The organism is Pseudomonas sp. NBRC 111119 (genome assembly GCF_001320125.1).
GTDB lineage: Bacteria > Pseudomonadota > Gammaproteobacteria > Pseudomonadales > Pseudomonadaceae > Aquipseudomonas > Aquipseudomonas parafulva.
This window is the reverse complement of the sequence record NZ_BCAV01000054.1, coordinates 43613-70509: the sequence shown is the minus strand read 5'-3', so window position 1 is coordinate 70509 and position 26897 is coordinate 43613. Positions and strand designations below refer to the sequence as shown.

Here is a 26897-nt window from a genome sequence, read left to right as displayed (position 1 = left end):
TATCGCGCACTTAGAAGCAAGAGCGGTAGAGTGCTTTCAGTTGGTGGATGGATATATTTAAGTTCGCTGTTGCTATTGCTGTAGATCTTGATCTTGACTTTGGCCTTGATCTTCGCGACTTCAGGAGGCCGTAGTGAGGGAACCCCGAAGCGCAGCATAAGGGCCGGATGACGAGAGCATGCTTGCCATGAAAACCCACGAACAGCAAACAACTTCAAACTAACCCTGCCCAGGGTCCACCCACCGCCGCCGACTAAACTTAAGCCTAACCCGCAACCGCCGATGCTCATCCCCCTCAAGCGCATCGCAAGGTATGCACTGACTGCGCCCCACCCAGCCGCCCACCGGCACAAACCTCAAGACCACCAGCGCCGGCAACGCCATACTGTCGCGGCACAACCGCACCGCCCGCCACCCCTGCGCCCGGCTGAACACCCACCAGCCACGCCCGTCACGACGCAGCCCTACAACCGCATCCCCATGACTCAACAGAATGCGCCGTGGAACCACCCAGGCCCCATGGGCAACACACGCACAAATGGCGCCCAGCCCCGCCCACCACGGCAGCGGGCCAAGCAAGGCGGCAAGCCACGCCAGCAACTGGCAGGTCAGGTAGGCCGCCAGCAGCAGGCGCGAGCCCTGCCACCGGCACTCGAAGCACTCACTTGGGCTGGACACGGTCCAGGATGATGCGGACCATGCGCTGCAGCTCCGGGTCGTCGGACTCGGTGCGCTCCATGAACCAGCCGAACATGTCCTGGTCCTCGCAGCTCAGCAGACGCACGTACAGTTCGCGGTCGGTTTCATTGAGGCTGGGGTAGACTTCCTGGGTGAATGGCACCAGCAGTACGTCCAGTTCCAGCATGCCCCGGCGGCTGTGCCAGAAAAGCCGGTTGAGTTCAGTTTGTTCGACCATGGGGCCCTCCTCGAATGGCCCGCCAGTATACAGCCAGGTCATCGAAGCGACAGCGGGCGTTGGTCTAAGTCACCTACCTATTTTGTTACCAGCGTTCTATGATGGCCGACAGTCTTTAGCCACCGCGATGACCCATGGCCGATTCCGCTTTCTTCTGCCCACTGTCCCACGAGGGCATCCTCGCCGTCCGCGGCTCCGATGCAGGCAAGTTCCTGCAAGGCCAGCTGACCTGCAATATCAATTACCTCAACCCGGAATACGCCAGCCTTGGTGCCCGCTGCATGGTCAAAGGCCGCATGCAGTCCAGCTTCCGCATCCTGCCCGAGGGGAACGGCTACCTGCTGGCCATGGCCAGTGAGCTGCTGGACGCACAGCTGGCTGACCTGAAGAAATATGCGGTGTTCTCCAAAGCGACGCTGGCCGACGAAAGCGCTGAGTGGGCCCGTTTCGGCCTGGCCAATGGCGAGGCAGCACTGCAGTCGCTGGGCCTGGAAGTGCCGGGCACCGCGGGCAGTACGGTGCGTCACGAAGGCCTGATCGCCATTGCCGTTTCTCCTGGCAGGGTCGAGCTGTGGGCGCCTGCGGGCATCGCCACCGAGGTTCACACCACCCTCGCCGCTGCGCTGCCGGAAGGCAACCTCAACGATTGGTTGCTGGGGCAGATCCGCGCCGGCATCGGCCAGGTGATGGGCCCTACCCGCGAGCTGTTCATTCCACAAATGATCAACCTGCAGGCCGTGGACGGCGTCAGTTTCAAGAAAGGCTGCTACACCGGCCAGGAAATCGTCGCCCGCATGCAGTACCTGGGCAAGCTCAAGCGCCGTCAGTACCGTGTGGCACTTGAACAGCAGGTGGAGGTTTCGCCTGGCGACCAGATCTTCTCCCCTACCCACGGTTCATCGGTGGGTGAGGTGGTACTGGCGGCCAGCACCGGCGCTGGCTGCGAACTGCTGGCAGTGATCGGGGCCGAGGCAGTCGAGGACGGCAACCTGCACCTGGGCAACCTGGAAGGCCCGCGCCTGCACGTGCTGCCCCTGCCCTACGAACTGGACCGCGACCGGGAAATCCAGCGCTGAACAGCCCGCCCCGCCATCCCCGCGGGGCTGCTCCACCACTGCGGTAGATATGCCAATGAACAAGCTGGCCGAGATGGTCCAGGCACAGTTGCTGGATGCCATCGAAAAGGATGACCTGGTGCTGCCGACCCTGCCCGAGGTTGCCTTGAGCATCCGCGAGGCAGCGGAAGACAATGAAATCAGCGTGGCGGCGCTGAGCAAGGTGATCGGGCGCGATGCCGCCCTGTCAGCACGCCTGATCAAGGTGGTCAACAGCCCCCTGCTGCGCGCAGCGGTGGAAGTAACCGACCTGCATACCGCAATCACCCGCTTGGGCATCAACTACAGCTGCAACCTGGCCATTGGCCTTGTGATCGAGCAGATCTTCCATGCACGCGCCCCGGCGGTGGAGCAGAAACTGCGAGAAATCTGGGCCAACAGCCTGGAAGTGGCAGGTATCAGCTATGAAATTGCACGGCGCTACAGCCGCCTCAAGCCCGACCAGGCAGCCTTGGGCGGCCTGGTTCATCAGATTGGCGCGCTGCCGGTGCTGATCTACGCCGAGGAGCACAACGAGCTGCTCTCCGACCCGGTTTGCCTGCACTATGTCATCGAACAGATCCAGCCCGTGCTGGGCGACAAGATCCTCAAGGCCTGGGAGTTCCCCGAGCAACTGGTCAGGCTGCCCGGCCAGATCCAGGACCTGGACCGGCAGACCGCTGCCCTCGATTACATCGACGTGGTGCAGATTGCCCGCTGCATCAGCCAGCGCGGGCGGCAACGGCCGCTGGCTGCCCTGCCCGCCTATCGCCATCTGGGGTTACCCGTGGGGATCGAGTTGCAGGCCGACGAACTGACCGAAGCCCGCAGCCTGTTGCGCTGAGCCCAGGCCCTTATGGGCAGGCTAGTCGGCGATGAAGCTCACGCGCACCCGCAACCCGCCGTTGACGCCATCGTGCAGGCTGATCTGCGCCAGGTGGGCGCGGCAGATTTCGCCGACGATTGCCAAACCCAGCCCGCTGCCCTGAACACCGCGACGGTAGAAGCGCTCGAACACCCGCTCGCGTTCGTCCTCGGGAATGCCCGGCCCATCGTCCTCCACCTCCAGTACCGCCGGGGCAATGACCCGCAAAATGACGTTCCCCCCTGCTGGCGTGTGCGCCAAGGCGTTGTCCACCAGGTTGCTGAGCAGCTCGTTGAGCAGCGTGGGCTCGCCTTTCAGCCACACCGGTGCCTGGGCTTCAAGCGCCAGGGCTACACCACGGTTATGCGCCAGTGGCGCCATGGCCATGCCCAGTTCGCGCGCCAGCTGGCTGAGGTCCAGGCGCTGGGCGCCACCCTCGGCGATTGCCCGCGCGCCGTTTTCCACCCGAGCCATCGACAGCAGCTGGTTGGCCAGGTGGGTCAGGCGGTCAGTACCCTGTGCGGCGGTTTCCAGGGTTTGGCGCCACACCTGCGGGTCGCTGGAGCGCAGCCCCAGTTCCACCCGGGCTTTCAAGGCAGCCAACGGCGTGCGCAACTCATGGGCGGCGTCGGCGATGAACTGGGCCTGGCGTTCGAACTGGCGTCGCAGGCGTTCGGTAAAGTGGTTCAAGGCCCCTACCAGCGGGCCCAACTCACGCTGCACCTGCACCACCGGCAGCGGGCGCAGGTCGTCTGGCTGGCGCTCCTCGACCGCCGTGCGCAAGCGCTCCAGCGGCCGCAGGGCCGCGCTGACAGCGAACCAGACCATCACCAGCGCACCCAGCGCCAGCATGCCCAGGCGCAGCAACGTATCAGCCATCAGGCCGCGGGCCATGCTCACACGCGCTTCGTCGGTTTCGGCCACGCGAATCTCTGCCATACCGTTCATGTTGGGCTCGCTCACCGCCTTCAGCAGGCTGACCACACGCACGTTCTGGCCCAGGTAGGTGGCGTCGTAGAACCGCGCCAACGCCGGGTAGTCGTCGGTGCGTGGCGTGCCCGGCGGCGGTGGCGGCAGCTTTTCGTAGCCGGAGATCAACCGCTGCTTGATGTCCAGCACCTGGTAGTAGATACGGCCAGCGCTGTCGTAGGCGAAGGTGTCCAGTGCCACATACGGCACATCCGCGCTCAGCGAGCCGTCGCGCTGGGACAACCCTGCGGCAATGGTCCGCGCCGAGGCCAACAAGGTGCGGTCGTAGGCGGTATCGGCGGCTTCGCGGCCGTTCCAGTAGGCGCTCAAACCGCTGGCCAGCATCAGCACCACCAGCAACAGGGCCAGGTTGCCCAGCAAACGCCCCCGCAGGCTGACATTGTCACGCATCGCGATGCTCGAGCAGATAACCCAGGCCGCGGAAGGTAACGATCGCCACCGGGTGGCCATCGAGCTTCTTGCGCAGGCGGTGGATGTAGATTTCGATGGCATCCGGGCTGGCTTCTTCGTCCAGGCCGAATACCTGGGCAGCCAGCTGTTCCTTGCTCATCACCCGCCCGGGCCTGGCGATCAGTGCTTGCAGCACGCTCTGCTCGCGCGACGTCAACGCCAGGGTGTCGTCACCCAGGCTGAAGCGGCGGGTGTCCAGGTCATACACCAGGGGGCCGCAGCGCTGCTGGCGCTCACCACCCAGCACACTACGCCGCAGCAGCGCCTTTACCCGCGCCTCCAGCTCGGTCAGCTCAAAGGGCTTGGCCAGGTAGTCATCGGCCCCCAGGTTCAGGCCGTGGACGCGGTCCTTGACGTCGCTGCGGGCGGTCAGCATCAGCACCGGCAAGGTCTTGCCACGCCCACGCAGGCGGGCCAGCACCTCAAAGCCGTCCAGGCGCGGGAGGCCGACGTCCAGTATGGCGACGGCATAGTCCTCGCTGGCCAGCGCCAGGTCGGCAGCCACCCCGTCATGCAATACATCCACGGTCAGGCCAAGGCTTTTCAAAGCCTGGGCCACGCTGTCGGCCAACTGCAGATGGTCTTCAACCAGCAACACACGCATCGGTTCATGCCTCTCGGGTGGGGCGGTGGCGCGGAGTGTACCGCTGTCGGGCTGCCTGTGAAGCCCTTGCCGACAAACCTTTCACACTGAAAGGTTAGCGAAAGGTTCGTTACCTAGCATCGCACCACGGTCGCGCCAAGCGCCGAAAAAAGCACCAGCAAGGTGCAACGAATAAGAACAATAAACGGAGTCAACCACGATGCTGTCATCGCAGCCGCAGGCATTTGCGCCTACCCGTTCCTTTGCCGTACGGCCCATCGCCATCGCCAGCGCACTTGCGCTCGCCGGGGTCGCCCCTATAAGCCAGGCCGCCTTCATCGAAGACAGCACGGCCACCTTCGAAACCCGCAACATGTATTTCAATCGCGATTTTCGCGATGGCACCAGCGCGCAGCAGTCCAAGCGTGATGAATGGGCCCAGGGTTTCATCCTCAATTTCGAGTCCGGCTACACCGACGGCACCGTAGGCTTCGGCGTGGATGCGCTAGGCATGCTCGGCATCAAGCTCGATTCCAGCCCCGACCGCACCGGCAGCGGCTTGCTGCCCACCCACGATGATGGCAGGGCTGCCAATGAGTACTCCAAGCTGGGCCTGACCGCCAAAGCGAAGATCTCCCAGACCGAGCTCAAGATCGGCACGCTGATCCCCGAGTTGCCCACCCTGCGCCCCAACGACGGCCGCATCCTGCCGCAAACCTTCGAAGGTGGCCTGCTGACCTCCCGCGAGATCAAGGGCCTGACCTTCACCGGTGGCCGCCTGGACAAAGCCAAAGACCGCAACGACACCAACTGGGAAGACCTGGCACTGAACAACAAGAATGGCCGCTTCGGTGGCACGTTCAGCGCAGACAACCTGACCCTGGCGGGCCTGGACTACCAGTTCACCGACCGTATCACCGGCAGCTACCACTTCGCCCAGCTCGACGATATCTACCGCCAGCACTTCATCGGCATGCTCGCCACCCAGCCATGGGGCCCCGGCACCGTCGGCGTGGACCTGCGCCTGGCGCTGAGCGATGACGCTGGCGCTGCCAAGGCCGGCACTATCGACAACACCACCTTCAGCAGCCTGTTCAGCTACGCGCTGGGCGGGCACAAGGTGAGTGCCGGCTGGCAGCAGTTGTCGGGTGATAGCGCATTCCCCTACGTGGATGGCGCCGACCCTTACCTGGTCAACTTCGTCCAGATCAACGACTTCGCCAATGCTGACGAGCGTTCCTGGCAGGCCCGTTACGACTACAACTTCGCAGCGCTCGGTATACCGGGCCTGACCTTCATGACCCGCTACATCAACGGCGACAATGTCAGCCGCGCCAGCGGGGGCGAAGGCAAGGAATGGGAGCGCAACACCGAACTGAAGTACGTGGTGCAGAGCGGCCCGTTGAAGAACGTCGCTGTACGCCTGCGAAATGCCACCTTCCGCTCCAACTTTGCCCGCGACGCTGACGAAGTGCGCCTGCTGGTGAGCTACAGCGTGGCCCTGTGGTAACCCGATAACAACAATGCCTACGGAGATACACCATGACCTTCTCACTGCGCCGCATCGTCCTGGCAACCGGCTGCCTGCTGCTGGCAGGCAACGCCCTGGCCGCCGAACCCAAACGCCCTGAATGCATCGCCCCTGCCTCGCCAGGCGGCGGTTTCGACCTGACCTGCAAGCTGGTGCAAAGCGCCCTGGTGCAGGAAAAGATCCTCAGCAAGCCCATGCGCGTCACCTACATGCCGGGCGGTGTCGGCGCGGTAGCCTACAACGCCGTGGTCGCCCAGCGCCCGGCCGATGCGGGCACCCTGGTGGCCTGGTCCAGTGGCTCGCTGTTGAACCTGGCCCAGGGCAAGTTTGGCCGCTTCGACGAGAACGCGGTGAAATGGCTGGCGGCCGTGGGCACCAGCTACGGCGCCATCGCGGTGAAGAACGACTCGCCCTACAAGACTCTTGATGACCTGGTCGCCGCACTGAAAAAAGACCCGAGCAAAGTGGTGATCGGCTCGGGGGGCACCGTCGGCAGCCAGGACTGGATGCAGACGGCGCTGATCGCCAAGGCCGCCGGTATCAACCCGCGTGACCTGCGCTACGTGGCCCTGGAGGGCGGTGGCGAGATTGCCACGGCGCTGCTGGGTGGCCACATTCAGGTCGGCTCGACCGATATCTCCGACTCCATGCCGCACATCCAGAGCGGCAACATGCGCATCCTCGCGGTGTTCTCGGAAAAGCGCCTGGACGAACCGGAAATGAAGGACATCCCCACCGCCAAGGAACAGGGCTACGACATCGTCTGGCCAGTGGTGCGCGGCTTCTACCTGGGGCCGAAGGTGAGCGACGAGGACTACGCCTGGTGGAAGGCATCGTTCGACAACATGCTGGCCTCGGAAGACTTCGCCAAGTTGCGTGACCAGCGTGAGCTGTTCCCGTTTGCCATGACGGGTGAAGAGCTGGACGTGTATGTGAAGAAACAGGTGGCCGACTACAAGTCGCTGGCCAGGGAATTCGGCCTGATCCAGTAACCCATCACGCCCCTTCACCGCCCCCTGTGGGGGCGGCGACCCGCCGCTCTCACACATGAGGACTCTGTCATGATCCTTCAACGCATCTTCGCCCTGGTGCTGCTGGCGGTTTGCGCCGCCCTGGCCGTAATGGCCTGGCCCTACCAAGCGGCGTTTTCCTATGAGCCGGTAGGCCCGCGCGCCTACCCGCTGCTGATGCTCGGCCTGATGAGCCTGGGCCTGCTGTACCTGGCCATCCGCCCCACACCCATCGTGCGCAAGGATGACGAACCGGAACTGGACCGCGAAACCCTGACCAAGATCGCAGCCTGTATCGGCCTGCTGCTGGTCTTCGCGGCCACCTTCGAATCGCTGGGCTTCATTCTCAGCGCCATCCTGGCCGGCGTACCCATGGCCCGGCTGTATGGCGGCCGCTGGCTGCACAGTGTTGTCGTGGTGGTCGGCATGAGCGTGTTCCTCTACTGGCTGTTCGACCGCGTCATGGACGTGCCCCTGCCCCTTGGCCTGCTGAGCGTACTGGAGAACTGACACATGGATACCTTGAGCTACCTGGGCCAGGGCTTCGGCGTCGCCCTGTCCCCCTACAACCTGGTTACCGCCCTGTCCGGCACGCTGATCGGCACCGTGGTCGGCCTGCTGCCGGGCCTGGGCCCGATCAATGGCGTGGCGCTGCTCATCCCCATTGCCTTCGCACTGGGGCTGCCACCGGAGTCGGCCCTGATTCTGCTGGCGGCCGTGTACCTGGGCTGCGAGTACGGCGGCCGCATCAGCTCGATTCTGCTGAACATCCCTGGTGAAGCATCGACCGTGATGACCACTCTCGATGGCTACCCGATGGCCCGCCAGGGCCTGGCCGGCGTTGCGCTGTCGCTGTCGGCCTGGAGCTCGTTCATCGGTGCCTTCATCGCCACCTGCGGCATGGTGCTGTTCGCACCACTGCTGGCGAAGTGGGCGATTGCCTTCGGCCCTGCGGAATACTTCGTGCTGATGGTGTTCGCCATTGTCGCCCTGGGCGGCATGGCAGGTGACAAACCGCTGAAGACCTTCATCGCGGCACTGATCGGCCTGTTCCTCTCGGCAGTGGGTATCGACGCCAACAGCGGCGTGTACCGCTTCACCGGTGACAGTGTGCACCTGGCCGATGGCATTCAGTTCGTGGTGCTTGTGCTGGGCCTGTTCTCGGTCAGCGAAATTCTGCTGCTGCTGGAAAAGACCCACCATGGCCACCAGGCGATCAAGGCCACCGGGCGCATGCTGTTCAACTTCAAGGAAGCAGCCTCGGTGTTCGTGGTGAACATTCGCTGTGGCCTGCTGGGCTTCATCATGGGCGTGCTGCCAGGCGCAGGGGCCACCCTGGCCAGTGCCGTGGCCTACATGACCGAGAAGCGCATCGCCGGCACCAGCGGCCACTTCGGCAAGGGTGATGCCCGTGGCCTGGCGGCCCCGGAAACGGCCATCGGCGCCTCCTGCTGCGGCGCGCTGGTGCCGATGCTGACCCTGGGTGTACCTGGCTCAGGCACCACTGCGGTGATGATCGGTGCACTGACCCTGTACAACATCACCCCAGGCCCGTTGCTGTTCGAACAGCAGCCGGACATCGTCTGGGGCCTGATCGCATCGCTGTTCATTGCCAACATCATGCTGGTGATCCTGAACATCCCGATGATCCGCATCTTCACCCGCATCCTGGCCGTCCCGAACTGGGCGCTGGTACCGGTGATCGCCATCATCACTGCCATCGGCGTGTACGCCGTGCATGCCACTACGTTCGACCTGTTCCTGATGGTCGGTATCGGCATCATGGGCTACATCCTGCGCAAGCTGGACTTCCCGCTGTCGCCAATCCTGCTGGGCTTCATCCTAGGTGGCCTGATGGAGCAGAACCTGCGCCGGGCGCTGTCGATCTCCAACGGTGAACTGGGCATCCTCTGGTCCAGCCCGATCAGCATGGGCGTCTGGGCGCTGGTTGCGATGATGCTGGCACTGCCGCTGTTGCGCATCTGGCGCAAACGCAGCCAGCAACGTCGGGCGATGGCCGATGCCTGATAGCCGTTTGCCGCTGTACTGGGCAACCGGGCTGGTCGGCCTTGCGGGCGGTTTCATCGCCAGCAAGGTCGGCTGGCCTTTGCCGTGGATGGTGGGATCGTTGCTGGCGATCATCGCCGTGCGCTGCCTCACCCCCTGGCAACTGCCGGAAATACCCAATGGCCGGCGCTGCGGCCAATGCATCATCGGCATTGGTATCGGCCTGCATTTCACCCCCGCCATCATCGAACAGGTGGCCAGCCACTTCGTATTGATCTTCTTCGGCGCCTTGCTCACCACCTTGTCCAGTGTCATCGGCGTATGGCTGCTGAGGCGCTCTGGCGAAGACCGCGCAACGGCGTTCTTTGCCAGCATGCCGGGCGGGTCGGGGGAAATGGTCAACCTGGGTGCACGCAATGGTGCGGTACTCAGCCAAGTGGCTGCGGCGCAGAGCCTGCGGGTGCTGGCGGTGGTGCTGTGCGTGCCGGCGCTGTTCAAGTGGCTGCTGGGTGACGGGGTGGCACTGAACCACGGCGCCAGCGTGAGCTGGGGCTGGCTGGCGCTGATCGTACCCATGGGGGTGGCCGTTGCCTGACTGTGGCAGCGCCTGCGCCAGCCTAACCCGTGGCTGTTCGGGCCGCTGCTGGTCGCGGCCAGCGTTTGCCTGGCAGCCAACCTGCAGATCGCCCTGCCCAACGGCGGCAGCCAAATCGGCCAGTGGCTGATCGGCAGCGGCCTGGCCTGCCATTTCAACCGTGCGTTCTTCCGCCGTGCACCGGCGTTTCTCGCCCGCACCCTGGTGGCCACCGCCCTGTGCATGTTCATTGCTGGCAGCGCCGCCTGGGTGCTGAGCCTGGTTACCGCGCTGGACCTGCGCTCGCTGACGCTGGGCATGATGCCGGGCGGCATTGCCGAGATGAGCCTCACGGCAGAAACCCTGCAGCTGTCGGTGCCGCTGGTCACGGCGCTGCAGGTGATGCGGCTGCTGTTCGTGCTGTTTCTGGCCGAGCCGTTGTTCCGTTACTGGGTGAAAGCGCCGGCGTAGCCGGCGGCTGCCCTAGAGCGGTGGCAAGGCCCAGTCGACAGGGGCCAGCCCGCGCTGCTCGAGGAAGCTGTTGGTGCGGCTGAAATGCCCGCAACCCAGGAACCCACGGTAGGCCGACAGTGGCGAGGGGTGCACCGATTTGAGCACCAGGTGCTTGGTGCCGTCGATCAGCTTCTGCTTGCTCTGCGCATGGGAGCCCCACAGCAGGAACACCACATGCTGGCAGCGCTCGCTGACCAGTTCGATGATGCGGTCGGTAAAGAACTCCCACCCCTTCTTGGCATGCGAGGCAGCATTGGCCCGCTCCACGGTCATGGTGGTGTTGAGCAGCAGCACGCCTTGGTCTGCCCAGCTTTGCAGGTAGCCATGGCTGGGGATCGGGATGTTCAGGTCGCGGTGCAGCTCCTTGTAGATGTTCACCAGCGACGGCGGCGTCGCCACACCCGGCTGCACCGAGAAGCACAGACCGTGGGCCTGCCCAGGGCCGTGGTACGGGTCCTGGCCGAGGATCACCACCTTGACCTTGTCCAAGGGCGTGGAATTCAGCGCGTTGAAGATCAGCGGGCCAGGCGGGAAGATCTGCTTGCCGGCTGCGTACTCGCTGCGCAGAAACGCTCGCAGCTGGTGCATGTAGGGCTGGTCGAACTCGGCACGCAGTGCAGCTTTCCAGCTGGGTTCGAGTTTGATGCGATCGTCGTCAGTCATGGGGCCATCCGTAATCAATGGCGCGACACTAGGTGCGCGATGAGTGCTTGTCAAACCCTCCGACCACCAACCGGCATGATCGGTCAGCCGGGCCATACTTGTGCGGTAACCTGACGAGGTGAGCCATGACTATTCGTTGCGAAGTACACACCGGTGTCGACGGCGCGCGCATCGCTATCGCTACCCTCGATGCCCCCATGGCGCTCAATGCCCTGACCCTGCCCATGATCGAAGTGCTCGGCGAGCAGTTGTATGCCTGGGCCCAGGACCCTGGGGTGGCCTGCGTATTGCTGCGCGGTAATGGCGCCAAGGCGTTTTGCGCAGGCGGCGACGTTCGGGCCCTGGCCCAGGCCTGCAGCGACCAGCCAGGCCGCGTCCCCCACCTGGCGGCAACCTTCTTCGCGGCCGAGTACCGCCTGGACTTTACCCTGCACACCTACCCAAAGCCCCTGCTGTGTTGGGGCCATGGCCACGTGCTGGGTGGCGGGATGGGGCTGCTGCAAGGCGCCAATGTGCGTATCGTCACCCCCAGCAGCCGCCTGGCCATGCCAGAGATCAGCATCGGCCTGTACCCGGATGTGGGCGCCAGCTGGTTTCTCGCCCGTTTGCCCGGCCGGCTCGGGTTGTTCCTGGGGCTCACCGGCGCCCCGCTGAACGCACGGGATGCCCTCGACCTGGGGCTGGCTGATCGTTTCCTTGGCGAACAACAGCAGGCTGGGCTGGTCGACGAACTGCTGCAGCTGAACTGGCAGGAGCAAACCGCACTGCAACTCAACAGCCTGCTTAAGGCCGAGGAGCACCGCGCCTGCAGCCAATTGCCGCCAGCGCAGTGGCTGCCACGCCGGCAGCTGATCGATCGTGTGCTGGATGTCACGGACGCAAGCGCCGCCTGGCATGCCTTGAGTGCCTTGCGCCAGCACGACGACCCGCTGCTGGCGTCGGCCGCCGAGCGCATGCAGGGGGGGTGCCCACTTACGGCCCACCTGGTGTGGGAACAGATTCATCGCGCCCGCCACTTGTCACTGGCGCAGGTGTTCCAGATGGAATACGCCATGAGCCTGAATTGCTGTCGTCATCCTGAGTTCGGCGAAGGCGTGCGCGCCCGCTTGCTGGACAAGGATAACCAGCCACGCTGGCATTGGCCGGATGTGGCCCAGGTGCCCCAGGGGGTGGTGCAGGCTCACTTTACCAAGGCCTGGGAGGGGCGCCACCCACTGGCAGACCTGGGGTAGCCCCTGGCGTTTTGCCGCCGCGATCAGGGCCTGCGGCTGCGCGGGTCCCCCCAACCGTTCGAATGCCAGCGGTCTGGCTGGTAACGCGGGCCGCGGTCGCGGTAGTCATGCCGGTCGCGGTCGCGACCGTAGTCATAGCGCTGGCGGTTGCCGTAGTCGTAGCGCGGGTTGCCGTGCCAGCGGTCCACCCCAGGTGGCACAGGCCGGTAAACCGGTACGGGCGGCGCGTAGTACCGTGGCCCAGGCTGATAATAGTAACGGGGCTGGGGCGCCACATAGTAACGGTCATAGCGGTAATAACCCGGCGCGTAACCAGGAGACGCATAGCGGTCAGTGACGTAATAGTCCGTGCGGTAGTAGGCAGAGCGCCCCGAGTAAGGGACGCAGGCACTCACCGTCAGCCCCACGAGGGCAAGCAACAGAATTCGGTAGGACATAGGCGGCCTCCTGGACCGCAGGGATGCTCGGGCAGCGACGCTGGCGAGCGCCAACCCGGCATGCGTGGGCCGGCATTGGGTAAGACAGCGGCAAGGGCGTGCAGTGCGCTGCCTGCAATAAATTGATACACGTGGGCAAACCCTGAAAAACATGCGGCCATTTGTCGCCCAGGCCACTAGAATAGCCGGCTTGGCACACATCATGGGAAGATCATGCCCTCACGTTCCGCCCTGTTATCGCAGCGTTCGCTGATTGCGACCCTGTTGATACTGCTGGCCTGCGGTTTTATCGCCACCTCGCTGCTCAGCTACTTTTCATCGCGCAGCGCCATCCGTGACGGCATCATCAACACCGAGTTACCGCTCACCTCCGACACGGTGTACTCGGAAATCCAGAAAGACCTGGTCCGCCCGGTGCTCATCGCCTCGATGATGGCCCAGGACACCTTCCTGCGTGACTGGGTGCTGTCCGGTGAACAAGACACAGACCGCATCACGCGCTACCTGGGCGAAGTGATGGGCAAGCAGGACACCTTCACCTCGTTCTTCGTCTCGGACCGTACCCTGACCTATTACCAGGCCAAGGGTGTGCTCAAGCAAGTACAACCGCAGGCCTGGCGTGATGCCTGGTACTTTCGCCTGCGTGGTCTCAAGGCCCCCTATGAGATCAACGTCGACCTGGACATGGCTAACCAGGACAGCCTGACCGTGTTCATCAACTACCAGGTGCATGATTACCAGCAGCAGTTCATCGGTGCGGCCGGCGTCGGGCTCAGCGTGTCTTCGGTGGTGAAGCTGATCGACCAGTATCAGCGTCGTTATCAGCGTGCGGTGATGTTCGTCGATGCCAAGGGCAAGGTGTTGCTCACTGGGTCTGAAGGCGGCCCGCGCGGCGTGCGGGTGGGCCAGTCGCTCAGCGATAATACCGACCTTGATGACGCACGGGCAGGCCAACCGGTGCCGAGCGAAGGTAGCCACGACTACCGTGACGCCGATGGCCACAGCCATTTCCTCAACGTGCGGCGCCTGCCGGAGCTGGACTGGTACCTGCTGGTGGACAAACGCGAGACCGGCGCGCTGGACCGCATCCGCCATTCGCTTTACCTGAACCTGGCCATCTGCGCCATGATCACCCTGGTGGTCGTGGCGCTGGTGCATGCCATGGTGCGCCGCCACCACGCCAGCATCGAGGCCCTGGCCACCCTCGACAGCCTCACGGGCCTGCCCAACCGCCGCAGTTTCGACCTGCTGGCCGCCCAGGCACTGCGCGAAGCCCAGCGCGACGGCAGCCCGCTGGTGGCGCTACTGATCGACCTTGACCACTTCAAGGCCCTGAATGACACCTACGGTCACCTGGCGGGCGACGAAGTGCTGCGCCAGTTTGCCAATGTGCTGCAGGGCAGCCTGCGCGAGTCGGATATACTGTGCCGCTGGGGCGGTGAGGAATTCATCGTCCTGCTCCGTGAAGCCGAAGGCCGGCAGGCCATCGAGGTCGCCGAAAAAATCCGCAGGCGCGCCGAGCAACTGACATTCAGCTACGAGGACCAGCCCCTGCGCCTGACCACCAGCATCGGCGTCAGCAACCTGCAGCAAGACGACACCTTGCACACCTTGCTGACCCGCGCCGACAGCGCCCTGTACCGTGCCAAACAGGCTGGCCGCAACCGCGTCTGCAGTGAACTGCACAATGAATGACAACCAACATTGCCCTGCGTGCGGCGCCCTCAACCAGTGCAGCCTGGCCGACCCACGCAGCGCCACCCAGGCCTGCTGGTGTTACAGCGCCCACATCGACCCCGCCGTCATCCAGGCGCTGCCCGCCGAGCTGCGCGGCAAAGCCTGCCTGTGCCCACGCTGCGCAGCCGTCGAGGCGCAGCTGCCACCCGCCCCGGTCAACTGACAGCCATGCGCCTTGACCGTTTTCTTGCCAACCTGCCCAACTACAACCGCCAGCAAGCACGCATGCTGCTGGCCCAGCAGCGCGTGCGCGTGGATGGGCAGGTGGTCAGCGACCCCTTGGCACAGGTGCGCGAATTCAGCCATGTGGCGCTGGATGACGCGGTGCTCCAGGCCGGCTACCCCGCGCGCTACCTGATGCTGCACAAGCCGGCCGGTTGCGTCAGTGCCACCCACGACCCGCAGCACCCCACTGTGCTCGACCTGCTGCCCGCCGAGGCGCGGCACGGCCTGCACATTGCCGGGCGGCTGGACTTCAACACCACCGGCCTGATGCTCCTCACCAACGATGGGCAATGGTCGCGCCGGCTTACCCAGCCGGCCACCAAGTTGCCCAAGCACTACCTGGTCGACACCGAAGACGAGATCGGCCAGCACTACGTCGCCAAGTTTCTCGAGGGTTTTCATTTCGCCTTCGAAGGCCTCGTCACCCAACCCGCCCAGCTGCACATTCTGGGGCCGCGCCAGGCGCGGCTGGCCATCGTCGAGGGGCGTTATCACCAGGTCAAGCGCATGTTCGGCTTCTACAACAACAAGGTGGTGAAGCTGCACCGTGAGCGCATGGGTGCCATTGCGCTGGACCCGGCGCTGGCACCTGGCGCTTTTCGCGCACTGACGGCCGAGGAAATCGCTGCGGTCTGATTTGGCTGATCAACGGCAAGCAACCGCCCGACGCAGGGCGCTCCTTTCCCCCGAACGGCACTTGCGCGAACCCGGCGGCGCTGCTTGAATCCACTGCGTCGGTCTGCATGTGACTGGATAGTCATAGCTGCACGGCCGACACCTGTCTGCTGGCCACCCAGGGTCTCGATGCCTTGGGGCACAACAGATTGCCCGCCATAACAACACCGTCGACACACGTGCCAATGGATCGACACGGGGCCCGGTTTCTCTTCAGGCAGATGCCTACCTGTCATAAAAAACGTGCACTTTAGGTGACGCGAATACCCTTTTTGCGCCAGGAGTCGATGACATGAGGCCAGAAATCGCTGTACTTGATATTCAAGGTCAGTATCGGGTTTACACGGAGTTCTATCGCGCGGACGCGGCCGAGAAGACAATCATCCTGATCAACGGCTCGCTTGCCACCACAGCCTCGTTTGCCCAGACCGTACGCAACCTGCACCCGCAGTTGAACGTGGTGCTATTCGACCAGCCCTACGCCGGCAAATCCAAGCAGCACAACCGCCAGGAAAGGCTGATCAGCAAGGAAACCGAAGCCCATATTCTTCTGGAACTGATCGACCACTTCCAGGCCGACCATGTGATGTCGTTTTCATGGGGTGGCGCCAGCACCCTGCTGGCGCTGGCGCATCAGCCGCGTCGGGTGAAAAAGGCCATCGTCAGTTCGTTCTCACCGGTGATCAACGAACCGATGCGCGACTACCTCAGCCGCGGCAGCCAGTACCTCGCCGCCTGCGACCGCTACCAGGTGGGCAACCTGGTCAACAACACCATTGGCAAGCACCTGCCGTCGCTGTTCAAACGCTTCAACTACCGGCACGTCAGCAGCCTGGACAGCCATGAATACGCGCAGATGCACTTCCATATCAACGAAGTGCTGCAGCACGACCTGGAGCGGGCCCTGAGCCGCGCGCGCAACATCGACATCCCGGTGCTGTTCGTCAACGGTGAGCGGGATGAGTACACCACCGTGGCGGATGCACGGCAGTTTGACAGGCATGTCGGCACGTGCCAGTTCAGCGCGATCCGCGACGCCGGCCACTTTCTGGACATGGAGCACAAGGCCGCCTGCGAGGATACCCGCGCCGTGCTGCTGGGCTTCCTGAAGCCAGACGTGCGAGAAAAGCGCCCGCGTTATCAGGCAGCAGCCCAAGGGCAGCATGCATTGGCCATGTGACGGGCAACACACCCTGTAGCCACAACCGCGGAGGCTGCAGGGTGGCGTTAGATTTTTTATAACGTGGGCTTCTAATTTACCCTGGGTTCTGGTAAAAAGTGCAGCTCAGATGCGGGTATAGTTTAGTGGCAAAACGAAAGCTTCCCAAGCTTTAGTTGAGGGTTCGATTCCCTCTACCCGCTCCACTTCGACTTTCCAGGGTCTTCCGCCGAACGCCAGGGAACGTCGTAAGTCATTGTCAGGATTGAGGATTTTCACCCAATATCGATCCACTGACATCCAGCGAAATCCACTCACAGCCGGTTCCAACTGGTACGTTGAGTGGTACATTGGCAATGCGGAGGTTCCCAAAACCGTATTGTTGCTGGAGGAGCCGGGGTTCCGTCGGGAACATGGCATCCAACTCGTTTCGCAGGAGTTGGGCTCATGCTTTCAGACCTCCAGGTTCGACAGGCCAAGGTGACCGGCAAGGCGTATTCGCTTGTCGATTTCGACGGTCTCTACTTCCATATCTCAGCCACCGGCTTCAAGGCCTGGCACTTCCGCTTCACTTGGGGCGGCAAGCGCGAGCGCATGTCCTTCGGCGGCTATCCCGCGCTTTCCCTGAAAGATGCCCGTCATCTGCGCGACGAGGCCCGGGCCATGCTGGCCAAGGACATCAACCCGCATTCGGAACGCAAGCGCAAACGCCACGTGATTGTCCTGGCGGGCGAGCACACCTTCCAGGCCATCTACGACAAATGGCTGGCCCACCGCAGCCTCTCTCTGGAAAATGAGGGCCGCCAGAGCACGCCCAAACAGATCGGGCGCGTCTTCGCCAAGGATGTGTTTCCCGTATTGCGCCACCTGACCGTCTACGACGTCACTCGCGCCCACCTGCTGGACATCATCGGCAGAGTGGAAAAACGTGGCTCGCTGTCGGTCGCCGAGAAGCTGCGCACCTGGTTCAGCCAGCTATTCACCTACGCCTCGGTGGTGGTGCCCAACATGGGCGACAACCCGGCCAAGGATTTGGATGTGGTGGCGATGCCGCTGCCGCCGGTGGAGAACAACCCCTTTTTGCGCATGCCCGAACTGCCGGCCATGCTGCAGACGTTGCGCAAGTACAGCGGCCGCCTGAATACGCAACTGGGTCTACGTCTGCTGCTGCTCACGGGCGTGCGCACCGGTGAATTGCGCTACGCCACGCCCGATCAGTTCGATCTGGAGCGCGGTCTGTGGATCATCCCGGTTGTCAGGCTCAAGCAACGCAAGCAGCTCACCAAGAAGAAGCGCCAGCGTTTCGCCGACATCCCGCCGTACATCGTGCCACTGTCGTTGCAGGCACAAGAAGTCGTTCGTCATCTGCTGGGAAATCTGAAGCCAGCGCAGGTCTATCTCATCCCCGGTGATTGGTGCCTGAAAAAACCTCTCAGCGAGAACACGCTCAATGGCGCGCTCAAGCGCATGGGCTATGAAGATCAGCTCACTGGGCACGGCGTTCGCGCCACCGTATCGACCGCGCTCAATGAATTGGGCTATCCGCCCAAGTGGGTAGACGCCCAACTCTCGCATGCCGATCCGGATCGGATCAGCGCGACCTACAACCACGCCGAGTACGTCGAGCAGCGCCGCGTCATGATGCAAGACTGGGCCGACCGCCTGGACTTGTTCGAGCAGAATCAGCTCGAAGTTGCCAGCACGCACCTGACCATCACGCTGCAGGGTCTGCCCACGATTGCCGGACAGGCGGCAGCGCAGCCGCCCGCCCTGAATCCAAACGCCCCTCAGTTGATCGTTGCGCCTGCACCGGATGCGCCAGCGGTTCCAGCTTCCGTCTATCGACTTTCGGCGGTGCATCTGCCCGAGTACGCGCGACCCACGCTGTCAGAGGTGCAGCGCGAGCGCTTGCAATTGCTGGAGATGTTCGAGGCATCCCACAACCTGTCGGTGGCCGACTACGCCAAGCTGGTTGGCAAGTCCCGCCGCTGGATCACTTACGAGATTCAGGCTGGCAATCTCCTGTCGATCCATCTGGGTCACCGTGGACAGCGCGTCCCGGACTGGCAACTCGACCCCATCAAACGCAAGCTGATTCAGGCTGTCCTGAAGCTGGTGCCGCGCGGCATCGACACCTGGCACATCTATCACGCACTGCTGCGGCCATACGATGCCCTGGGCAAGTGTCCAGTCATCGAGGCAGTCGATCCGACCAACCTGCATCTTGCAGCTCGACTGGTCGCCGCACATGCCATAGAAACCGATGAGCTTGCAGAGCAATCGGAAGTATCTCCGGTGCTGGCCAGGCAGACTGTAGAGCGCCTGGTAAAAACGGCAATGTTGGTTGATACGCCCGAAGATCTGGTCGCCCGTTGAGCTGAGGCCGGACGGCAGCCCGTCCGGTCAAGGTCCAAGCAGGGAACCAATAGGTCGATCGTTGCATGACCACCCGCCAACTCGCGATTTCCAAGTATTGGCAGGCAGTGTTTAGCGTCGAATCTGCGCTTGGCAGTCACCATAGGCGACTTCTCTGTGATGCTATCTCGCTATATCAGTATCCTGATCGGATATGACGCCAGCGGATTTCCGCAGCCAATCCCAAGCCCCGATCAATAGATTCCGACCGCTCGCAGCTTTTTCAAACCGCTGCCGTATCAGACCATACCGATACGGTTTTGCGTGAACCGCCACTTCTCACGATCCTGATAGCGCAAGCGTCACTGTCGAGCCGCGACGGACGCTCGCTTTTCTTGTGCTCAATGGATTTTTGTACATCGAGCACACAACGCCTACTCGTTGCGCGAACTGATCAGAAGTAATCAAAAGCGGGCGTCATCACTCGCGTCTTGCGCGGACAACAGGCCGACCATGGGGACGGCTGCAAAAGCAGTCGGCCCTGTAGTTCTTCTCCTGGAAGGAGACGGAGCATGCACGAGAACAAAAATGATGCACCAACATCAAAGGTGTTCTACCGCCCGCTCGAAGCGTCCATCCGCTGGGCCGGACTGCTGCGATACGAGCAGGTGATTCTGGCTTCGGTCTCGTCGCCGATGAATCTGCCGCAGTCGCTGGACTGCCCACGTTTGGGCGAACTGCGGCTGTACACCGACCGCATCTATGACGGCATCCTCAACGGGGAACTGCCCTTCGGGCAGCACGGCATCACGACGCGCGACACCACGTTGATCGAATCGCCTGATCTGACGGTGCGCCATGTCGATCTGAAGTGCTGGATGCGCCAGCACTACCCCGAGCAGCGGCCCGGCTTTCTCTTCTCCCGCAGCGAGCGCATCACCCATCCCTTCATCTCTCTGGAAACAGGGCAAGCCATGCTGGTCGAACGCCAGGCTTTGAAATCCGTCCTGGAACAGACCAAACGTCAGCTTCGCGAGTTGCAGGACAAGCATGACGCGCTGCTCAAGCAGCCCACGGTGATTCCGGCATGCGCGCAGTGTCCGATCAGTGATCGAGCCGAGGCCACCTACCTGAACATCGTTGGCGGCCTGTTGGAGCTGATGCTCGGCCAGTCGCCATCGGGCACGCCGTACTCCAGCTTCAAGACGCAGGAGGCCGTGGTCAGCGCGCTGGTCGCCCATCACAGCGGCGCCATGGGCATCGCGGAGCGGACATTGAACGGTAAGTTTGCCACCGCCAGGCGCCGGCTGCGTAGCGCCTCCCGCTGAGATTTGCCAGCTTGTATGTGCAGTCGCGGAGATTGCATTTGCAATGTCTTTTCGCAGCCGTGTCTATTGAATAGAGGTCACGCCAACAAACGCCGCTGAGCGTTCAGGAGTGACTGCCATGTCGCAAACATCTGTACTGCAGCCAAACGAGCGCCGCATCCTGCGCTTGGAAGAAGTCGAAGCGAAATCAGGTTTCAAGCGCGCCCACATCTACAACCTGATGAAGAAACGCCAGTTCCCGCAGGCCCTGCGTCTGGGCGTGCGCGCCGTGGGCTGGGACTCCATCGAAATCGATCAGTGGATCGACGAGCGCGTCAACAACCGGGCCTGACCCGTTCTCCCGCGGACTTTTCATCTTGACACGGAGAACGCCATGCAGGTCGTATCCATCATTTCAACCAAAGGTGGGGTCGGCAAGACTACCACCGCTGCGAACCTCGGCGGTCTCGCTGCGGACGCCGGACTGCGCGTGCTGCTGCTCGACCTCGATGTGCAGCCCACCTTGTCCTCATACTATGAGCTGGCTCACCGCGCGCCGGGCGGTATCTATGAATTGCTGGCCTTCAACGAGCGCGACCTCGACCAGCTTGTGTCCCGCACGATCATCGCGGGCCTGGACTTGGTGCTCTCCAACGACCACCGAGGCGAACTGAACACTTTGCTGCTGCACGCGCCGGACGGGCGCTTGCGGCTGCGGCATCTGCTTCCGGCGCTCAATCCCCTCTACGACCTGGTGCTGATCGACACCCAGGGCGCGCGCTCGGTGCTGCTGGAGATGGCGGTGCTGGCCTCCGACCTCGCACTGTCACCCGTGACCCCGGAAATTCTCGCCGCCCGCGAGCTGCGGCGCGGCACCATGCAGTTGCTGGAGGACATTGCACCGTACCGGCAGCTGGGCATCGCGCCGCCGCCGCTGCATCTGCTCATCAACCGCGTCCATCCGGTGTCCGCCAACGCCCGCCTGATCCAGCAGGCGCTGCGCGATCTGTTCCAGGACCATGCTGACATCCGTGTGTTGGCTACCGACGTGCCGGCCATTGAGGCTTATCCGCGTGCTGCTACGCGCGGCCTGCCGGTGCATCGGGTCGAGTACCGCCAGCCAGTGGGCAGAGTCGCTCCCGCCGCGCTCGCCACCATGCGCGATCTTGCCGGCGAATTGCTCCCGCAGTGGCAGGATCGATTTGCCGCAGTGTCCGGCCGTCCGCCACAGCCTCTTGATACCAGGAGGCCCCATGGCCAACGCACATGAACTGGCCCGAGGTCACAGCCGGCTGCGCGCCCTGATCGAGTTCGCCGTGGGCGAAGGCTGGCACGTCAAGCGCACGGCGGGCGGTCACCTCAAGTTCACCAAGTCAGGCTGCGCCGCGATCTACACCAGTTCGACGGCCAGCGATCACCGGGCAGCCCTCAACGCCCGTGCGCAGATCCGTCGCGCCGAGCGCGAGACCCGATCCCAAGCGCAGGGGGGCGGCCATGACTGAGATCACTTCCCAGCAGATGGCCGGCAAACTGCTTGCGTCCGGGTTCGAGCGCAGCGGCCCGTCAGCAACGACCTTGAGCGACCCGATCGCCGACACGCCCATGGTCGTGACGCTCGACCAATTGCGCCCCTACGACCACGACCCGCGCAAGAAGCGCAATCCGGTGTACGAGGAAATCAAGGCATCCATCCGCGAGCGTGGTCTGGACGCGGCTCCGGCCATCACCCGGCGGCCCGGCGACGATCACTACATCATCCGTAATGGCGGCAACACGCGACTGGCAATCCTGCGCGAACTCTGGTCGGAGACCAAGGACGAACGATTTTTTCGGGTCTCATGCCTGTTCCGCCCGTGGCCCGAGCGTGGCGAGATCGTCGCGCTCACCGGGCATCTTGCGGAAAACGAACTGCGCGGTGGCCTCACCTTCATCGAGCGGGCTTTGGGCGTCGAGAAAGCGCGCGAATTCTACGAACTGGAAAGCGGCTCCACCCTGAGCCAGTCCGAGCTGGCCCGCCGCCTGGCCGCCGACGGATACCCCGTGCAGCAGTCGCACATCAGCCGGATGGCCGACGCAGTACGCTACCTGCTGCCCGCAATCCCGACCGTGCTCTACGCCGGCCTGGGGCGTCACCAGGTCGAGCGGTTGTCGGTCATGCGCAAGGCCTGCGAGCGCACCTGGGCGCATTACGCCAAAGGCCGCTCACTGGTTCAGGACTTCGACGAGTTCTTTCAGGAAGTGCTGTCGCAATTCGATGTCCAGGCCGACGAGTTCTCTGCGCAGCGCATACAGGACGAGCTGATCGGCCAGATGACCGAATTGCTGGGTGTTGATTACGACGTGCTCGCTCTGGACATGACCGAATCCGAGAGCCGCCAGCGCGCCTTGGTCAGCGAGCCGACGCCGCCCTCGACGCCGCCTGCCCTGCCAGAGCCAGAGGCCATTGCGCGCCCACCTGCCGATACTGCGCCACCTGCTGCGAGGCCGACGGCAACTCCCTCGACGGGCGAGAGCGACGCGGAAGCCAGTCATTCGGACGCGGTCAGCCCGGCGACAGATGGCGACCGGCTTCAGGAGCACATCGTCTCGCCGGCGCCGACAACGGAACGGCTTGAGTCCATCCAGCGCATGGTCGCCGACCAGTTGGGCGATGCACTGCCGCACGACTTCTCGGCGAATGTCTTGCAGTCCATCCCGGTGCAGGCTGGTGGGCTCTATCCGATCTCGGATGTCTGGTACATCGCCCCCGGCCTGGACACACCCGAGCACCTGCGCATCCACGTCGCGCAGTTTGCCCGCGAGATTGCGGGCGAGGCACACCTGGGCGAGTGCATCGATGACCGTCCAGAAGGCATCGGCTTCGCCTGCCGTGCCCATACCTCAAGCCTGGCGCCAAAGGGCCGTGCCGTCCATGCGCTGTTGGCTTGCCTGGCCGGTCAGCAGCCCGCCGACGTCGGTCTGGACAACGGGCAACTCGTCATCGACCTGCCGGCGCTGCTGCACGGCCAGGGCGACGTAACCCGACGATTGAGCGACACCGCGCTGGTCAAGCTGTTCCGCCTGCTGCGACTGGCCCGCCGCCTGCTCGATCTCGAAGCCGGCGCTGCGGACTCTGGAACCTAAGCGAGGGAGGCCAGCATGTCCACAGCACACCCGCTCAACCAGGCTGTCATCGCCCAGGCCCTCTATGACCTGCGCAATGGGCAACTGCGCCGCTGCAAACTGATGGGGTTTGGCGAGGCAGAGCTGGACGCCCTCAAGCATCCTGCGCTGATCAGCGTGCTGGCCAACGCCAACGTCTCCTGGTGCTCAGTGACGGTCAACCGCGAAGTGCTGCGGCGGCTGCTCCAGCAGGCGCAGGACGTGGAGAAGGAAATCGCCACGGTCGATCGCATGCTCAGGCTGGGCGCGAGCACGGAGATGGTCAGCAAGTTCTATGGCTTGACGCATCAGGAAGTAGCGCTTCGCCGTGAAATCCTCGGTCTGCCCAAGCGCAAGGGCCGGCACCCCGTGCTGGACGAGGAGCAGGACACGGAGCTGTGGCGGCAATGGAAGGCCGTGACCAACAGCAGAACCGTCGATCTCGAAGATGACACTTCCATCCTCGATGCCGCCATGGACTTGGCCGAAGGAATGTCGCTGCCTCTGTCGGTGGTCTGGGCCTCGATCAAGAGCTGGGTCGATCAGGGATTGGCGTGAGTCATGGCCGTGGACGACACCGCACCACGAGCCCTACGCCAAGGCCCCATCGCACTGGCAGAACTGTTCGATGCTGCGCTGAAAGACCTTGCGCCCAAGCCCGCCCCCAGCGCACCTGCGTCTACACCTGCACAGTCGCCCACGCCCACCTCCGGCGATGCTTTCCTGTTCAGTGGCAACCGGCACGAGACGGTGCCACGCAAGTTGTTCCTCGACCGCCGCCTGACGCCGCTGGAACGAAACGCCTGGCAAGTGTTCCGACTGATGCTCAACGACGATGGCGTGACCGCATTTCCCACCTACGAGCAGTTGCGCCCCTGGCTAGCGTCCATGCCCTGCGCAGGCCAGGCCTCGCATGAAACCGTGGCACGGGCGCTGACACTGATGCGCCTGACCCGCTGGCTGAGCCTGGTTCGGCGACGGCGCGACCCCAAGACCGGCCGCATCCTCGGCAATCTGTACGTGCTGCACGACGAACCCCTGACACCGTTCGAGGCCATGCAGCTCGACCCGGACTACCTGCAACTCGTCAGCCAGGCGCTCGGCCATTCTGCCAAGGCCGTGCAGATCGTGGGCCTGCACACGCTCAAGGAAATCGGCGAAGACCCATTACTGGCCGGACGCACCCTCCCGTCACGGTTGCAGGTGATGGCCGAACGTCTCGCCAACCAGAACCCCACGGCCTGCGAAAGTTATCCACAGGAAGACGCCATTCACGATTCCGAAGAAGGGGCTCCGAGCCTTCTTCGGAATCGTGAACGACCCGCTACGGATTCCGAAGCAGGGCTGAAACCCGCGCCAGACGTCTCTCTTCGGAATCCGAAGCAGGCCCGTACAGTACGTAGTAGTTGTATTAATGAAATACGTACTACTGCGCAGGCGCGCGCGCTGGGCGATCTGCAATGGCCCAAGCGCTTTGCACAACTGAAGGCGGAACAGCAGGCGGGTGCCAAGGTGGCATTGCAGCAAGTTGATCCCTCGCTGAGGCAGGACGTGCTGGACGAATGGGCCGCGCGTTGTAGCAACCCCGGCATCCGCAATCCCGCAGGGTATCTGTTCGGCATCATCCAGCGGGCCATCCACGGTGAGTTCAATGCCTGGGCAAAGAAAGACCCGCCACCGGCACCCACTCAACCAAACGAACGGCCACCACCCGCACCGCCGACCCAAACGCAGGGTAAGCCGGTGCCACCAGAAGTCGCCAGGCAGCACATCGAGCGGCTGCGAAATCTGCTCGCCAGCAAGTGAGCAGGCCGGCAAGGCGGTGAAGTGGACGCCCATGGATGCCAGTAGAGCTATCCCCTGGGGATAGTTCCACCGTTGGGGCGGATGCCGTGCAGTCGCAGGCCTCGCCTCGAACATCTGCCGCAGCATCGGCCTTGTCCGTCCTGATCCTGACGTGCAGCGTTCGCTGGCGCTCCTTGGAGCTATCCCCTGGGGATAGCTCGCGCCGCAGGCGGCCACCACGCGCTGAACCGGGGTCTGGCAGGTTTCGGTTTGTTGACTGACGGCCTTCCGCTTCCTGCCGAAGCTGACCGCTCCTTTCCCCACAACGAGCGGACACCATGGCAACCAATGAATCTCTGCAACTGAATCTCGGCTCCCTGCGCAGCGCGATGTCGCTGACGCTTCACACCCACCACGCTTCGCGCATCTGGCATGGCCGTGCCGCCGCCGAGGGGCGACCGGGCATCGTCGGCCTGAACGGCTACATCGCCCAAATGAACAAGATGCGGCGCGGTTCGGAGCAGGACGACCCGTACTCGGATTGGTGGATGCTGCGCATCGAGGTCAAGCTCGACCAGACCAAGACCACGCTGCAAGCGCTGCGCGAGCAGGTGGATCAGGCGCTGGCAAGCGTACCGCCGGCACTCAGCCTGGGCGAGAACCTCAACGTGCAACCCGTCAAGTTGCCGCTGTTCGTCAATGCGCAGCTCGGCTTTGCCGCCGTCTATCTGCTGGCCGACTACGACGACATCGCCCGCAAACTGATCCTCGCCCATCACACGGCGCTCATCGACCGCAGCACCTTGGAGCGCTGGCTCAACGAGGGCGCCCATGCACTGCGCAGCCTGTTCTCGCTGGCCCAGCAATACCGCTATTCGGGCTGTACGCGCGACGACTTCGTGTCAAAGAACGCCGCAGCACGGGCGGCGCTGGAGAAATTCGGCGAACTGCCGCAGGACGTGCTGGAAGGCACGCACCGCTCGAAGTTCGCGCCGCCCATCGTGCGCCGTGGCCTGCAACAGCGTGTCGAGAGTCCTGCTGCAGCGCCTGCCCCCAACGACGAGGCCGCCACCGGCGCGGTGCCCGAGGTCGGCGTCGGCGAGATCAAGGGCGAGCAGGCATGAGCGATCCGAACCGCGAACCCCGCTACTTCCAGGGCCTGCAACAGGCTGCCTTCGTGAAGCTGGAACACGCGGCCTCTCTAAAAGGCCTTTTAAAGCCTTTTAAGGGTAAGGGGGATCTTGAGGCCTGGGCCAGCCAGTGCTTCGCCATGCGCGACGAGTTGATTGGCTTGGCTCAGCGGCAGGTGCTGCAACAGGCAGTCGGGCATCCCTTCCACCTGCTGCCCGTGGAGTTGGCCCAACAAACCACTGGCGCAGGAACGGCGTTTTTGCGCTGGCGCAAGCACGACCGCTCAGCCATGGGCGTAGCCCTGTGGCAGGAATTGATGGCGAGCACCGGCACGCCGGTCAACTTACTGGCCGAGCTGCACGCGATCGAGCTTCAGCGCATCACGCTGAACATGCAGATCAGCCTGTTGCACACCCTGGGCAGGCAGGCCCAGGAATGCGCCAGCAAGGCGGCTGTGGCGGAAGACGCCTACCTGCGCCGGCTCAAGTCCATCCCACCTGGAATGCGTGATCGGTGA

At 63.5% G+C, this 26897-nt stretch carries 27 protein-coding genes, 1 tRNA gene and 2 pseudogenes; 23 read left to right on the top strand and 7 right to left on the bottom strand.

Annotated features, from left to right (window positions below; translation table 11 throughout):
* From APH25_RS25805 to APH25_RS19810, 3 genes and pseudogenes are all read right to left on the bottom strand, one after another.
* Positions 1 to 290, bottom strand: a pseudogene (locus tag APH25_RS25805) (hypothetical protein); the annotation flags it as partial.
* Entirely contained in the window at positions 220 to 678 is a 459-nt protein-coding gene (locus APH25_RS26030) for a protein YgfX (RefSeq protein ID WP_060483075.1), read from the bottom strand. The gene APH25_RS26030 and the pseudogene APH25_RS25805, both read right to left, overlap by 71 nt.
* A complete protein-coding gene (locus tag APH25_RS19810) occupies positions 662 to 916 on the bottom strand; it encodes a succinate dehydrogenase assembly factor 2 (protein ID WP_060483074.1) in 255 nt (84 codons plus the stop codon). Before APH25_RS19810 ends, APH25_RS26030 begins: the two co-directional genes overlap by 17 nt.
* 134 nt (positions 917 to 1050) lie before the next feature.
* Here APH25_RS19810 and APH25_RS19805 point away from each other — a divergent pair, with 134 nt between their 5' ends.
* Together APH25_RS19805 and APH25_RS19800 are read left to right on the top strand one after the other, a co-directional pair.
* Positions 1051 to 1992: a folate-binding protein YgfZ gene (locus APH25_RS19805; RefSeq protein WP_060483073.1), complete on the top strand. Its 942-nt coding sequence runs from the start codon at positions 1051 to 1053 to the stop codon at positions 1990 to 1992.
* Positions 1993 to 2047: 55 nt separating this feature from the next.
* Positions 2048 to 2854: an HDOD domain-containing protein gene (locus APH25_RS19800; RefSeq protein ID WP_028635070.1), complete on the top strand. Its 807-nt coding sequence runs from the start codon at positions 2048 to 2050 to the stop codon at positions 2852 to 2854.
* A 21-nt stretch (positions 2855 to 2875) separates the two neighbouring features.
* On the opposite strand, the gene APH25_RS19795 is transcribed toward APH25_RS19800, so the two are convergent.
* Both APH25_RS19795 and APH25_RS19790 read right to left on the bottom strand, forming a co-directional pair.
* Positions 2876 to 4255, bottom strand: coding sequence for a sensor histidine kinase (locus tag APH25_RS19795; protein WP_028635071.1), 1380 nt, complete (start codon positions 4253 to 4255; stop codon positions 2876 to 2878).
* Positions 4248 to 4919, bottom strand: coding sequence for a response regulator (locus APH25_RS19790; RefSeq protein WP_028635072.1), 672 nt, complete (start codon positions 4917 to 4919; stop codon positions 4248 to 4250). The genes APH25_RS19795 and APH25_RS19790 overlap by 8 nt, the downstream gene beginning before the upstream one ends.
* Positions 4920 to 5118: 199 nt before the next feature.
* Here APH25_RS19790 and APH25_RS19785 point away from each other — a divergent pair, with 199 nt between their 5' ends.
* From APH25_RS19785 to APH25_RS19765, 5 genes and pseudogenes are all read left to right on the top strand, one after another.
* Entirely contained in the window at positions 5119 to 6408 is a 1290-nt protein-coding gene (locus tag APH25_RS19785; RefSeq protein ID WP_060483072.1) for an OprD family porin, read from the top strand.
* Between the two features lie 32 nt (positions 6409 to 6440).
* Positions 6441 to 7421, top strand: a complete 981-nt coding sequence (locus APH25_RS19780) for a tripartite tricarboxylate transporter substrate binding protein (protein WP_028635074.1) — start codon at positions 6441 to 6443, stop codon at positions 7419 to 7421.
* Between the two features lie 69 nt (positions 7422 to 7490).
* Entirely contained in the window at positions 7491 to 7949 is a 459-nt protein-coding gene (locus APH25_RS19775) for a tripartite tricarboxylate transporter TctB family protein (protein WP_028635075.1), read from the top strand.
* A gap of 3 nt (positions 7950 to 7952) precedes the next feature.
* A complete protein-coding gene (locus APH25_RS19770; protein WP_060483071.1) occupies positions 7953 to 9467 on the top strand; it encodes a tripartite tricarboxylate transporter permease in 1515 nt (504 codons plus the stop codon).
* Positions 9460 to 10491 (top strand): annotated as a pseudogene (locus APH25_RS19765) (AbrB family transcriptional regulator). Before APH25_RS19770 ends, APH25_RS19765 begins: the two are co-directional and overlap by 8 nt.
* A 12-nt stretch (positions 10492 to 10503) precedes the next feature.
* On the opposite strand, the gene ung reads toward APH25_RS19765, so the two are convergent.
* Positions 10504 to 11196, bottom strand: coding sequence for a uracil-DNA glycosylase (gene ung / locus APH25_RS19760; protein WP_060483070.1), 693 nt, complete (start codon positions 11194 to 11196; stop codon positions 10504 to 10506).
* Between the two features lie 125 nt (positions 11197 to 11321).
* Between ung and APH25_RS19755 the strand changes: the two genes are divergently transcribed.
* The gene (locus APH25_RS19755; protein ID WP_060483069.1) at positions 11322 to 12428 is read left to right on the top strand and encodes an enoyl-CoA hydratase/isomerase family protein; all 1107 of its coding nucleotides are present in this window, start codon (positions 11322 to 11324) and stop codon (positions 12426 to 12428) included.
* A gap of 23 nt (positions 12429 to 12451) precedes the next feature.
* On the opposite strand, the gene APH25_RS19750 is transcribed toward APH25_RS19755, so the two are convergent.
* A complete protein-coding gene (locus tag APH25_RS19750; protein WP_033728190.1) occupies positions 12452 to 12865 on the bottom strand; it encodes a hypothetical protein in 414 nt (137 codons plus the stop codon).
* A gap of 213 nt (positions 12866 to 13078) precedes the next feature.
* Here APH25_RS19750 and APH25_RS19745 point away from each other — a divergent pair, with 213 nt between their 5' ends.
* From APH25_RS19745 to APH25_RS19675, 15 genes are all read left to right on the top strand, one after another.
* Positions 13079 to 14560 (top strand): diguanylate cyclase, encoded by a 1482-nt coding sequence (locus APH25_RS19745; protein WP_060483068.1) that lies wholly within the window; start codon positions 13079 to 13081, stop codon positions 14558 to 14560.
* Entirely contained in the window at positions 14553 to 14765 is a 213-nt protein-coding gene (locus APH25_RS19740; RefSeq protein WP_028635081.1) for a cysteine-rich CWC family protein, read from the top strand. The genes APH25_RS19745 and APH25_RS19740 overlap by 8 nt, the downstream gene beginning before the upstream one ends.
* A gap of 5 nt (positions 14766 to 14770) precedes the next feature.
* Complete coding sequence (locus APH25_RS19735) at positions 14771 to 15463, top strand: pseudouridine synthase (RefSeq protein WP_060483067.1); 693 nt, start codon at positions 14771 to 14773, stop codon at positions 15461 to 15463.
* 331 nt (positions 15464 to 15794) lie between these two features.
* A complete protein-coding gene (locus APH25_RS19730) occupies positions 15795 to 16682 on the top strand; it encodes an alpha/beta fold hydrolase (protein ID WP_060483066.1) in 888 nt (295 codons plus the stop codon).
* Positions 16683 to 16793: 111 nt separating this feature from the next.
* Positions 16794 to 16867: transfer RNA gene (locus APH25_RS19725), tRNA-Gly, on the top strand.
* 241 nt (positions 16868 to 17108) lie between these two features.
* Positions 17109 to 19037: an integrase arm-type DNA-binding domain-containing protein gene (locus APH25_RS19720; protein ID WP_003158602.1), complete on the top strand. Its 1929-nt coding sequence runs from the start codon at positions 17109 to 17111 to the stop codon at positions 19035 to 19037.
* Between the two features lie 551 nt (positions 19038 to 19588).
* Positions 19589 to 20344: a hypothetical protein gene (locus tag APH25_RS19715; protein WP_003158603.1), complete on the top strand. Its 756-nt coding sequence runs from the start codon at positions 19589 to 19591 to the stop codon at positions 20342 to 20344.
* A 118-nt stretch (positions 20345 to 20462) separates the two neighbouring features.
* Positions 20463 to 20675 (top strand): AlpA family transcriptional regulator, encoded by a 213-nt coding sequence (locus tag APH25_RS19710; protein ID WP_003158604.1) that lies wholly within the window; start codon positions 20463 to 20465, stop codon positions 20673 to 20675.
* Between the two features lie 42 nt (positions 20676 to 20717).
* Complete coding sequence (locus APH25_RS19705) at positions 20718 to 21593, top strand: ParA family protein (protein WP_003158605.1); 876 nt, start codon at positions 20718 to 20720, stop codon at positions 21591 to 21593.
* Positions 21577 to 21825 (top strand): hypothetical protein, encoded by a 249-nt coding sequence (locus APH25_RS19700; RefSeq protein ID WP_003158606.1) that lies wholly within the window; start codon positions 21577 to 21579, stop codon positions 21823 to 21825. Before APH25_RS19705 ends, APH25_RS19700 begins: the two co-directional genes overlap by 17 nt.
* Positions 21818 to 23446: a ParB family protein gene (locus tag APH25_RS19695; RefSeq protein WP_003158607.1), complete on the top strand. Its 1629-nt coding sequence runs from the start codon at positions 21818 to 21820 to the stop codon at positions 23444 to 23446. Before APH25_RS19700 ends, APH25_RS19695 begins: the two co-directional genes overlap by 8 nt.
* 15 nt (positions 23447 to 23461) lie before the next feature.
* Positions 23462 to 24022 carry a DUF2857 domain-containing protein gene (locus APH25_RS19690; protein ID WP_003158608.1) on the top strand — a complete coding sequence of 187 codons (561 nt, stop codon included), beginning with the start codon at positions 23462 to 23464 and terminating at the stop codon, positions 24020 to 24022.
* A gap of 3 nt (positions 24023 to 24025) precedes the next feature.
* Positions 24026 to 25270, top strand: coding sequence for an STY4528 family pathogenicity island replication protein (locus tag APH25_RS19685; protein WP_003158609.1), 1245 nt, complete (start codon positions 24026 to 24028; stop codon positions 25268 to 25270).
* Between the two features lie 317 nt (positions 25271 to 25587).
* Positions 25588 to 26373: a PFL_4669 family integrating conjugative element protein gene (locus APH25_RS19680; protein WP_003158610.1), complete on the top strand. Its 786-nt coding sequence runs from the start codon at positions 25588 to 25590 to the stop codon at positions 26371 to 26373.
* On the top strand, positions 26370 to 26897 hold the full coding sequence (locus APH25_RS19675; protein ID WP_003158611.1) for a DUF3158 family protein: 528 nt from the start codon (positions 26370 to 26372) through the stop codon (positions 26895 to 26897). The genes APH25_RS19680 and APH25_RS19675 overlap by 4 nt, the downstream gene beginning before the upstream one ends.